The sequence below is a fragment of the Microbacterium sp. Z6_144 genome (assembly GCF_057197625.1).
Window position 1 is genome coordinate 593,944 of record NZ_JBXVPT010000002.1, and the last position, 10,394, is coordinate 604,337.

Sequence of the window (10,394 nt, forward strand, 5' to 3'; positions counted from 1 at the left end):
CCCCGCCGGGTACTGTTCCGGGATGGCCGGAGACGAGCAGGGGCACGCGGTGCGACGTTTCTCCCTTGCAGACCCGTCGCCACTGCTTCAGGCGCTGCAGCGCTACGTCGACGCCCGGCAGGCCTCCCTCATCGAGGCGCGCCACAAACTGGGAGTCAACGAACTGGATGCGCGCGCCCTCCTGTTCGTCGCCGCCCACCCGGGTGCCCGGCCGACCTCGCTGCGCGACTACCTGGGGATCACCTCGGCCGGAGTGACGGCGCTGGTCGATCGGCTCGAGCAGCGGGGCGCTGTGCGCCGCGACGTCGACGACGAGGATCGACGGGTCTACCGCCTGGGGGTCACGGTCGACCTCACCGTCGAACCATGGTCGGCCCTCACCCGCTTCGACACCGAGTTCGAGAGTGCGCTGGCCGCCTCCGGCTCCGGCGACGCGGAGCGGCTCGCCGCCACGCTCGACGCGATCACGTCCGCCGTCGTCGACACCCCGCGCTGACACGCGGACGGCGCTGCCGGGAAATCGGTGAGTCATCCTGTGCATTCGGGCGGCTCGGGTCAACCCCCTACGTCGATCACCGCCGACCCGATGAGGTAGAGCCGGAGGACGCCGCACCCGCGGCGCCGCGACGTGAGGAGACCGACATGAGCGATTCCCTTCCCGACAAGCCGAGCCAGGCCGAGGGCGACGTGGGCGACGACGACGTGACCGAGGCGCAGGAGTCCGGCCAGCTCGACGCCGACCCCACCGGCGATAAGAGCTCCGACGACGACGCCTGACCGGCAGCGGCCAGGCGAGGGAGAGAGCCCATGAAGGCGATGGTTTACCGCGGTCCGTACAAGATGCGCGTCGAGGAGAAGCCCGATCCGAAGATCGTGCATCCCAACGACGCCATCGTGCGGGTCGAACTGGCCGCGATCTGCGGCTCGGATCTGCATCTGTACCACGGCATGATGCCCGACACCCGCATCGGCCACACGTTCGGCCACGAGTTCATCGGGCGCGTGGAGCAGGTCGGTCCGTCGGTGCAGAACCTCAAGCGCGGCGACCGCGTGATGGTGCCGTTCAACATCTTCTGCGGCACGTGCTTCTTCTGCGCCCGTGGGCTCTACTCCAACTGTCACAACGTCAACCCCAATGCCACGGCGGGTGGGGGGCATTTACGGCTACTCGCACACCACCGGCGGCTACGACGGCGGGCAGGCGGAGATGGTCCGCGTGCCCTTCGCCGATGTCGGGCCGACCATCATCCCGGAGTGGATGGACGACGACGATGCGCTGATGCTCACCGACGCGTTCACCACCGGATACTTCGGCGCGCAGCTGGGCGACATCGCCGAGGGTGACACGGTCGTCGTGTTCGGCGCCGGTCCCGTGGGTCTGGCAGCGGCGCGCTCGTCGTGGCTCATGGGCGCGGGGCGTGTCATCGTCATCGACCACCTCGACTACCGCCTGGAGAAAGCGCGCGAGTTCGCCTTCGCCGAGACGCACAACTTCACCCACCACCGCGACATCGTGGTGCTGCTGAAGAAGCTCACCGGGTACCTCGGGGCCGACGTCGTGATCGACGCGGTGGGCGCCGAGGCCGACGGCAACCTCACCCAGCACATCACGTCCGTCAAGTTCAAGCTCCAGGGCGGATCCCCGATCGCGCTGAACTGGGCGATCGATGCCGTGCGCAAGGGCGGCAACGTCTCCGTCGTCGGCGCCTACGGACCGCTGTTCAGTGCCGTGAAGTTCGGCGACGCCCTGAACAAGGGACTCACGCTGCGGATGAACCAGGCCCCCGTCAAGCGGCAGTGGCCGCGGCTGTTCGAGCACATCCAGGCGGGCTTCATCAAGCCCGGCGACATGATCAGCCACCGCGTGCCGCTCGAGCACATCGCCGAGGCGTACCACATGTTCTCGTCCAAGCTCGATGACTGCATCAAGCCGGTCATCGTCCCCTCGGCCGCGTAGCCCGCAACGGAGAAGCCATGCCTTACACGCCGAAGAAGCCCGTGACGCCCCCCAGCGCCGACGAGCTGCGCGCCCGCATCCCCGGATGGGGTGCCGACCTCGATCCGGCCGACCGGCCGTCCTTCCCGAAGGAGCGCTTCGATCCGGAGGCGACCGGGGCGCACTGGGAGGTGCCGGACCGACAGCCCGACGACCCCCGGCGCGAGCGCTCCATCGAGCACGCGCACCTCACCGCGGCATACGGAACCGCCCAGCCCCTGCACGGGGTTTCCGGCGCCATCCGCCGCCTCGCGTACGCGCGGTTCAGCGAAGGACGCGCCGCGCACTGGTTGCTGCTGATCCTCGGCGACCGCGTCGACGCGACGGGCGCCCACGTGCGCTCGCTGTTCACGCTGCGGCCGGACAACCCCATCACCGAGACCGGCATTCTCGCCGAGCCGCGCTTGCGGCCGATCGCGTCGCGTCGCGGCCGGGTCGACATCCGCCACGCGTGGATGGATCCGATCATCGTCGCGGGGCCGTGGCTGCTCGGCGGATGGGCCGTGCTGCGGGTCGGGCGCCGTCTGCTCACGCGGCGCAGCTAGCGCCCGGGTGGCCCAGGGTCGCGCGCTCGAATGCGCGGGCTCACGGCGTGGCAGCCCGCCAGCTCTCGGTGTCAGCGGAGGGCGCGGCTGCATGCCAAAATGATTCTTGGGACTCGCCTGACGGGGTAGGCGAGCCGTTGAGAAAGGCACATCTCATGCCGTACCGCACGCAGGCCGTGCTGCAGGACTGGCTGGACGAGTTCCGCAGCGAAGGGCACGAGGTCCGCGGGCATGTGGCCCTTCAGGATGGCAGCGACGGCCGCGACACCGGGTTGGTGATCCTGCGGCTCGTGAATGCGACGACAGAGATGTTCATGCAGCCCGTCGCGCCGGGCGAACAGCACTGGGAGATCACCCTGCAGGCCCGTGCCAACGATCTGGTGATGAGCCCCGAGAAGCTCGAAGACCTCAGTGGCGAGCTTCAGCGGGCCGCCGCTCTGTGCCGGTTCCTGCAGGAGAAATCCGCCCAGCACGACAGGGAAGCCGAAGAGGCGCGCGCCTGACCCGCGCCTCGAGAGGCCTGCCGCTTCAGCCGGATACCCGGTGGGAGGCCGAGCGGATGGCGGCCAGCAGCGCGCGGTCGGCCGGTGGGGCGATGCTGCGCTGGGCGCGGGCACCGTATGCGGCGAGCCCCCGATACGCCGCGGCGCGCAGCGGGTCGGTGCCGCCCGCGGCCCAGAGGATCGCCAGCAGCATGCACGGCAACGGTTGCGTGCGGAGGGTCAGGGGCGACACTGTCCGGAAGAGTTCCCGCACCTCGCCGGCGTTGCGGAACAGGTCATCCCAGTGCGCACGGACGACGTCGCTGACGAGATCACCGTCGCGAGACCGCACGGCCGACTGAAGAGCGGGAAACGCGCGTGCACGGTTGAGGTTCCATCGCGCTACCCGCGCGTCCAGCTCCCGTGTCACGCGACCGGGCACGCGTCGACGAAGGGCTGCGCCGAGGATGGGGCGGAAAACGGGCGCGGGGATGAAGAGCGTGCCCGTGCGATCAGCCGACGGCGGGTAACGCCAGTACCCGAATCCTTCCGCCTCCGCCCGCTCCAGCAGCGTGCCGGGGGAGGGGTCGCCGGTCAGCTGGTGGGCCAGCTCCGCGTCGACCGCCTCGGAGAGCGCGATGCGCTCCAGGAAGGAGCGGAAGCGCTCGTCGCGCGACGAGGAGCGCAGCCGGAACAGCGACGCGACCGCCGCCTCGACCGCATCCTCGGCCGCCTCGGACGGCGTGCACCGGGCGAGTCCGACGATGCGGGCGAGGGCGGGGCTCCCGCCATGCTCGAGCACGTGCATCACGGTGTCGGGAGAAGCGTCGGAGCCGAGAACGTCGACCGCTTCGGTCTCCGTCAGAGCCAGGTCGTCGGGGCCGACGCGCTCGACATCCACGCCGAGCTCGACGCCGGGTTCGGTGAATCGGCTGGGCGTGCCGGTGGCGACACGCAACGACAGGCCGGGGTGCTCCTCGGCGAGGCGGGAAATCGCGGCGATCGTGGCGTCGTCCAGGTGCTCGGCCTCGTCCAGGACGAGCGTGAACGCGCCGGGGATGAGTCGCAGGGCGCGGTGGAGCAGACTCCACGCGTCGCCCCTGGGCGCGAGGCCTTCGTCGGACATGTCCCGCGCGTCCGCCTCATCCAGCAGGCCGGCATCCGCGAACGCGGCCGACACGTCGTGGACGAAGGCGTCGGGTTCGCTCATGCCCTCGCCCACGCGGAACCAGAGTCCCGACCGCGCGGTGCTGGTCGCCCACTGCGTCAGGGCGGTGGTCTTTCCGTAGCCGGAGGGTGCGTGCAGGACCACGACCGCGGCGTCTGCCTCGAGCCGCTGCATGAGACGAGGGCGCGCGGCGAGGCCGCGAGGGAGGCGGGGAACGGCGTGGATGCTCATCGGCGAGGAAGGCGGGGACGGCAGATTCGGATTCTGACCTGTTCCCGCGACTTACACTAGGCCGTCGCCGCGGCAGAGCGCTCACGACGATCTGTCCTCTGATGACATCCGCTCGACCTCGGCGAGCACGCGCGGGTGGGCCAGGATGCGGAAGTGGCCGCCCGTCTCCAGCAGCACGTTGCGCCCCCCGGGCAGGGTGCTGCTTTCGGGGATGTGGGGATCGAACAGGCCGTACACCGATGTGATGCGCCCGTTCACCTCCCGCTGCGCGGCGAGGGCGAGGATCGTTCTGTCGCGCGGCGAGAAGCTGCGGAGCGTCGGTGTGAGCATCATCCGGGCGTACCGCGAGCCGCCGAACGGCGCCGCGACGGCGACCATCCCCCTCACCCTCGTTCCCGCCGGTCCGATCATCACCTGTTTGCCGATGAGCCCGCCCTTGCTGTGAGCGACCAGGATCACATCTCGCAGGTCCTGTGTCTCGAGGTACCCGCTGACATGCGCCGCCATCTCGACGACAGGACGCTGATTGCGGTGCAGCAGGTCGATGACGTGGATCGGGTGACCGCGCGCGTGCAGGTGCTCGATGAGGGGCTGCAGGAATTTCCAGGTCTCGTACACGCCCGGGAGGATGATCAGTGGCACCCCCGGTCCGGTCCGGAACGTCTCCGGGCGTGTGCGGTTCGCAACCGCGCGCACTTGCCACGTCGTCGCGTAGGCGTAATCCGCCACCCACCACGCCGCGACCTGGAGCGCGTTCCTCATGTGCGCTCGTGCGCGGGTGCGGCGGTGGTGGTGGTAGTGGTGTGGAAGACGATGGCGTCCGCCACGGCGCGCGGTGACGAGAACTGGGCGACGTGGTACCGACCGGGAATCGTCACGAGCGTCGCCGCCGGCGCTCGGCCGCGGAGTCGCCGGCACCACTCCACGCCGGCGACGGGATCGCGCTCGCCGCGGATCACGAGAAGCGGCATCCTGAGACCGGCGACGCGATCTTCGATCGGGTAGGCGATCATGTGACGCACCTGGGTGAGGTACCACGGGAGGCCGCAGCGGATGTAGTCGGTGAAGACGATCGCGTTGATCCGAGGGGTCTCGCCGAGGGTGTCTTTCCCCAGCGCGATGGCTTGCGCGACCACGCTGCGGTGCTCATCGTCGGTGACCGGCCCCACGGCGACCACGTGAGCGACGAGGTCCGGACGTTGCGCGGCGACCTCCACCACCCACTGGGCTCCCATCGAGTGCCCGACGAGGATGACGGGGCCGACGTCGAGGGATTCGATCACCTCGCCGAGGGCTTCCGCCATGGCGGCGACGTCCACGTCGAAACCGGGCTTGGGGAGCCCCGCGAATCCCGGAAGGTCGATCGAGAACACGGTGTGGTCTTCGGTGAGCACATCCTGCAGGCGCGACAGGTAGCGGTGCGACATGCCGATGCCGTGCACGAGCACGACCGGGGGCCGACCCGAGTCCTGTTGCGCCGTCGTCGCGAACACCTGGAACGCGAGCGGACCGCGATCGTGCCGCTGCACCGTGCGGGGCGGGGGCGGCGTCATGCGGCGTCGGGGGAGAAGTCGGTCATGGCGCAACGCTAACCCGCCGGGGATGCGGTGCCCCAACCCTGGACGGAAGCGGTGCTTCCCGCTAGATCTCACGCGCCGGCGGAACGGTGGAGTCTTGACAACGGCATCGAAACAGTGAGAACGTTTACACCACCTAGTGGAATCGTTTACACCGCTCGAAGGGGAGTCATGGCTCGCGTCACGATCACGCAGGTCGCCGCCCGCGCGGGTGTCTCCGTCGCGAGCGCGTCACGGGCCTTGAACGGGTTGATCGCGAGCGCCGAGACGGTGTCGAAGGTGCGGGACGCCGCGCGTGAGCTAGGCTACGTCGCCGACGCGACCGCGCAGTCGCTCAAGCGGGGACGCACCCTGCAGCTCGGCTACGCCGTCGCCGACATCGGCAACCCGGTCTACGTCGAGATGATGGCCGCCATCGAACGGGTCGTCTCGACATCCGGCTACCGCCTGCTGCTGTCGTCCACCGGCACCGCGTCCTCGTCGGTCGACGTCGTGCGCGATCTCGGCCGCGGCTACGTCGACGGCCTGATCCTGTCGCCCCTCCGCGTGACCGAGGAACTCCTCGCCGCGCTCGCGGCCGCTCCCATTCCGCTCGTGGTGCTCGGGCGCCTCCCCGACTCCGCCGCATTCGACACCGTGCGTGCCGACTCCCGCACGGCGATGCGCCTGGTCGTCGACCACCTCGTCGCCGAAGGACGGCGCACGATCGCGTTCGTCAACGGCCCGGCCGACACGACGCCCGGTGGGATGCGCCGGGAGGGATTCATCGCGGCGGCGGAGAACCACCGCGGCCTGCGCACCCAGCACATCGACGCATCCGACTTCACCATCGCGGCGGGGTACGAGGCGGCGTTTCCGCTCCTGGACCGCTACGACCGGCCGACGGCGGTGGTCGCCGCGAACGACCTCATCGGCGTCGGCGTCCTGCGCGCCGCCGAAGATCTCGGCCTGAGCGTCCCGACCGACCTCGCCGTGACCGGTGTGGACGACACCGAACTCGCCGAGGTCGTGCGCCCGGGACTCACGAGCGTCGACCTGGGCGCGAAAGAGCGCGGGCGGGCCGCCGCAGAGATGCTCCTGGCGCGCATCGCCGAACCGGCCCGGGCGACGCACACCGTCACCGTGCCCCCCTCGTTGGTCGTCCGCGGCTCGTCGTCGGCGTCCGCACCCTCCGCCCTACGCCGACCTGAGCTCATCGATGAAGAGAAGGCCCACGGATGACCACGCTCGAGAAGACGAAGAAGTCCTCGCCGCCGCCGCGCGTCCGACAGATCGGACCACGCGCCCGCGCCCAGCGCAGAGAGGCCATCGCCCTGGTCGGGCCGGCGCTCCTGCCGATCATCATCTTCTCGGTGGTCCCGCTCATCAGCGGTGTCGCCCTCGGATTCACGGATGCGACGCTCGCGCGCAACGCCGAGATCACGTTCATCGGCCTGGGCAACTTCATCGACCTGGCGGGCAACCGGCGCTTCTGGGAGTCGTTCGGCATCGGCATCGTGTGGGCAGGGTCCGTCGCGCTCTTGACCCTGGTCAGCGCCATGGGGCTCGCCCTGCTGCTCAACAGCGACCTGCGGCTGAAGGGCCTCACCCGGGTGCTCGCCCTGATCCCCTGGGCGATGCCGCCGGTGGTCATCGCGATCGTCTGGCGCATGATCTACAACCCCAACTCCGGCCCCCTCAACGGCACGCTCAGCTGGCTCGGCATCCCCGGGGTCAACTGGCTCGGCGACTTCTCGACCGCACTGCCGGCGGTCATCGTCGTGGGCGTCTGGGCCGGCATCCCGCAGACCACCGTGCTGCTCCTGGCCGGGATGCAATCCATCGCGCCCGAGCAGCACGAAGCGGCCGCCGTCGACGGCGCCGGTGCGGTGCGCCGGTTCTGGCACGTGACCCTGCCGGCCCTGCGGCCCGTGATCATCGCGGTCACGGCGCTCGATTTCATCTGGCAGTTCAATTCGTTCGGCCTCATCTACGTGCTCACCGAGGGTGGTCCGGGAGGCCGCACGATGATCCCGCCGCTGTTCACCTACCTCGAGGCGTTCCGCAACCGCGAGATCGGGTACGCCTCGGCGATGGGCAACGTCCTGGTCGTGGCGATCCTGCTGATCCTCTCGCTGTACCTGATCAATCAGTTCCGGCAGAACAAGGCGGTCAGCAAATGACCACGAAACGGCCCCTCTACGCCACTGTGCTGATGTACCTCGCGCTGGCGGGGTACCTGATCTTCCTCGGCTTCCCGCTGCTGTGGCTGCTGTCGGCATCGTTCAAGTCGACGCAGGAGCTCAACTCCCTCGCGGTGAACCTCATCCCGCAGCAGTGGGACTTCAGCAACTACGCCTCGGCGCTGGAGCGGCAGAACCTGCTCACCGCCGCGGGCAACTCCATCGTCGTCGCGGTCGTGACGATGATCATCTCGGTGCTGCTGTCGATGCCGATGGCCTACGCCCTCGCGCGGCTGAAGGGAAAGCTGCGCGCCGCGGGCACGGTGTGGATCCTCGTCAGCCAGGTGTTCCCGACGATCCTCATCATCATCCCGCTCTTCCTGGTGCTCCGGAGCCTGCAGCTGAACGACACCCTGTTCGGCCTCATCCTCGTCTACGTCACGTTCACGATGCCGTTCACGCTGTGGATGCTGCAGGGCTATGTCGCCGCGATCCCGCCCGACCTCGAGGAAGCCGCCGAGATGGATGGCGCGGGGCGATTCACGATCCTCCGCACCGTCATCCTGCCGCTGCTTGCCCCGGGCCTCGTAGCCACCGCGATGTTCACGTTCGTGTCGGCCTGGAACGAGTTCTTCCTCGCGCTCGTGCTCATCCAGAGCCCGGAGCTGTACACGCTGCCGATCGCGCTGCGCTCGTTCCTCGGCGCCGAGGGGCAGACGCAGCTGGGGCCCCTGGCCGCCGGCGCGATCCTCGCGACGATCCCGTCGCTCATCATCTTCGGGATCCTGCAGAAGAAACTCACCGGCGGCATGCTCGCCGGTGCCGTCAAGGGCTGACCCTCCCGAGACGGAGAACCAAGAGAAAGAGAAAGGCGATCATCATGAGAAGAATCCGGGGCATCGGCGCCGTCGCATTCGCGGGCGTCGCAGCCATCGCGCTGGCGGGCTGCCAGCAGGGCAGCGCCAACAACGACGGCGGGGGAGACGGCGACGCCGTCACGCTGCAGTTCCAGTCGCTGTCGGACCAGCCGGCGACCCAGGCGGCGATCGAGGAGATCGTCGACGCCTGGAACGCCGAGAACGACGACGTTCAGGTCGAGATCGTCCAGGCCGGGTGGGACGGTATCTACGACAAGCTCATCACCCAGTTCACCGGCGGCACGGCCCCCGACATCATCCACTTCGACGCGAGCTCGATCGTCTCGTTCGCGGCGGACGGATACCTGGCGGACCTGACCGACCTCATCGACCCGGAGTTGACGTCCGATGTCTCCGAGAGCATCTGGGATTCCGTGACCCACGACGACCAGATCGTCGCGTACCCCTCGACGCTGCAGTCGTACATGGCGTTCGCGAACACCGACCTGCTCACGGCGGCGGGCGTGGAGGTCCCGACCGGCGACACGATGACGTGGGATGAGCTGCAGGAGATCGCCCAGGCGACCACCACCGGCGACCAGTACGGTCTCGGCTGGGGCCTCGGTTCCCCGACCGCCACGATCATGAGCCTGTCGCTCGGTTTCGACGGCGGGTACTTCGAGGGCGAAGGCGACGAGGCCACGATCGAGGTGGGCGATGATGAGCTCGCGGTGGCCGAACGCATCCACGAGATGGCATACACCGACAAGTCGATAGAGCCCACCTCGCTGACCCAGTCCGGCTCGGACGTGCTGCCGTCGTTCTACGGCGGCAAGGTTGCGATGACCGTGCAGGGTTCCTTCCAGGCGACGAACATCGCCAACGACGCCCCCGAGGGCTTCAACTGGGTCGCCCTGCCGCCGCTGGAGGGCTCGGCCGGTGCGCTCCAGGCCGGACCCCCGCAGACGTATTCGGTGAACGTCGACTCGGAGTACGTGGAGGAGTCGGCAGACTTCCTCAACTACTTCATGAGCGGTGAGAACCTGGGGAAGATCGCCTTCGCCGACGCGCTGATCCCGTCGTCGGGTGCGGCGCGCGCCGAGGTCGAGACGCTCGCCGGTGACGACCAGGCGTGGAAGCAGGTGCTCGCCTCCGGTGAGGGCCTGGTCGGTCCGCCGTTTCTGAAGGTGTCGAAGTACGCCGAATGGAAGGACACGATCGCGACGCCCGCCTTCCAGCAGTACCTGGCCGACCAGATCAGCAGCGAGGAGCTCGCGACGCAGCTCACCGACGGCTGGGCCGACGTCGCCGGCTGATGACATCGCGGGGGGCGGGTCGATCGACCCGCCCCCGTGACACACACGCGTGAACGAAAT

General features: G+C 69.1%; 11 protein-coding genes and 1 pseudogene. 9 read left to right on the forward strand and 3 right to left on the reverse strand.

Translation table 11 applies throughout. The annotated features are described in order from the left end of the window. Window positions 1-22: 22 nt before the first annotated feature. The 5 genes and pseudogenes from AC2DGY_RS14860 (at window position 23) to AC2DGY_RS14880 (ending at window position 3,044) form a co-directional block, all read left to right on the forward strand. A complete protein-coding gene (locus tag AC2DGY_RS14860; RefSeq protein ID WP_484510526.1) occupies window positions 23-496 on the forward strand; it encodes a MarR family transcriptional regulator in 474 nt (157 codons plus the stop codon). A gap of 146 nt (window positions 497-642) precedes the next feature. Then, window positions 643-777 carry a hypothetical protein gene (locus tag AC2DGY_RS14865; protein ID WP_484510527.1) on the forward strand — a complete coding sequence of 45 codons (135 nt, stop codon included), beginning with the start codon at window positions 643-645 and terminating at the stop codon, window positions 775-777. A gap of 30 nt (window positions 778-807) precedes the next feature. Beyond that, window positions 808-1,957 (forward strand): annotated as a pseudogene (locus AC2DGY_RS14870) (zinc-dependent alcohol dehydrogenase). Between the two features lie 17 nt (window positions 1,958-1,974). Then, on the forward strand, window positions 1,975-2,541 hold the full coding sequence (locus AC2DGY_RS14875; protein WP_484510528.1) for a hypothetical protein: 567 nt from the start codon (window positions 1,975-1,977) through the stop codon (window positions 2,539-2,541). Between the two features lie 155 nt (window positions 2,542-2,696). Further along, the gene (locus AC2DGY_RS14880; RefSeq protein WP_484510529.1) at window positions 2,697-3,044 is read left to right on the forward strand and encodes a hypothetical protein; all 348 of its coding nucleotides are present in this window, start codon (window positions 2,697-2,699) and stop codon (window positions 3,042-3,044) included. A gap of 25 nt (window positions 3,045-3,069) precedes the next feature. Here AC2DGY_RS14880 and AC2DGY_RS14885 read toward each other — a convergent pair whose 3' ends face one another. The 3 genes from AC2DGY_RS14885 to AC2DGY_RS14895 all read right to left on the reverse strand — a co-directional run bounded on the left by AC2DGY_RS14885 (window position 3,070) and on the right by AC2DGY_RS14895 (window position 5,975). Beyond that, window positions 3,070-4,422, reverse strand: coding sequence for a MalT transcriptional regulator family protein (locus tag AC2DGY_RS14885; protein WP_484510530.1), 1,353 nt, complete (start codon window positions 4,420-4,422; stop codon window positions 3,070-3,072). An 81-nt stretch (window positions 4,423-4,503) separates the two neighbouring features. Then, complete coding sequence (locus AC2DGY_RS14890; protein ID WP_484510531.1) at window positions 4,504-5,184, reverse strand: esterase/lipase family protein; 681 nt, start codon at window positions 5,182-5,184, stop codon at window positions 4,504-4,506. Next, a complete protein-coding gene (locus tag AC2DGY_RS14895) occupies window positions 5,181-5,975 on the reverse strand; it encodes an alpha/beta fold hydrolase (RefSeq protein WP_484510532.1) in 795 nt (264 codons plus the stop codon). Before AC2DGY_RS14895 ends, AC2DGY_RS14890 begins: the two co-directional genes overlap by 4 nt. A 195-nt stretch (window positions 5,976-6,170) precedes the next feature. Here AC2DGY_RS14895 and AC2DGY_RS14900 point away from each other — a divergent pair, with 195 nt between their 5' ends. Genes AC2DGY_RS14900 through AC2DGY_RS14915 form a run of 4 tightly spaced genes read left to right on the forward strand, consistent with a single transcriptional unit; the run spans window position 6,171 to window position 10,334 of the window. Next, the gene (locus AC2DGY_RS14900; RefSeq protein WP_484510533.1) at window positions 6,171-7,220 is read left to right on the forward strand and encodes a LacI family DNA-binding transcriptional regulator; all 1,050 of its coding nucleotides are present in this window, start codon (window positions 6,171-6,173) and stop codon (window positions 7,218-7,220) included. Beyond that, window positions 7,217-8,161: a carbohydrate ABC transporter permease gene (locus AC2DGY_RS14905; protein ID WP_484510534.1), complete on the forward strand. Its 945-nt coding sequence runs from the start codon at window positions 7,217-7,219 to the stop codon at window positions 8,159-8,161. Before AC2DGY_RS14900 ends, AC2DGY_RS14905 begins: the two co-directional genes overlap by 4 nt. Then, window positions 8,158-8,997, forward strand: coding sequence for a carbohydrate ABC transporter permease (locus AC2DGY_RS14910; RefSeq protein WP_484510535.1), 840 nt, complete (start codon window positions 8,158-8,160; stop codon window positions 8,995-8,997). Before AC2DGY_RS14905 ends, AC2DGY_RS14910 begins: the two co-directional genes overlap by 4 nt. Window positions 8,998-9,041: 44 nt before the next feature. Continuing rightward, window positions 9,042-10,334: an ABC transporter substrate-binding protein gene (locus AC2DGY_RS14915; protein ID WP_484510536.1), complete on the forward strand. Its 1,293-nt coding sequence runs from the start codon at window positions 9,042-9,044 to the stop codon at window positions 10,332-10,334. Window positions 10,335-10,394 lie beyond the last annotated feature (60 nt).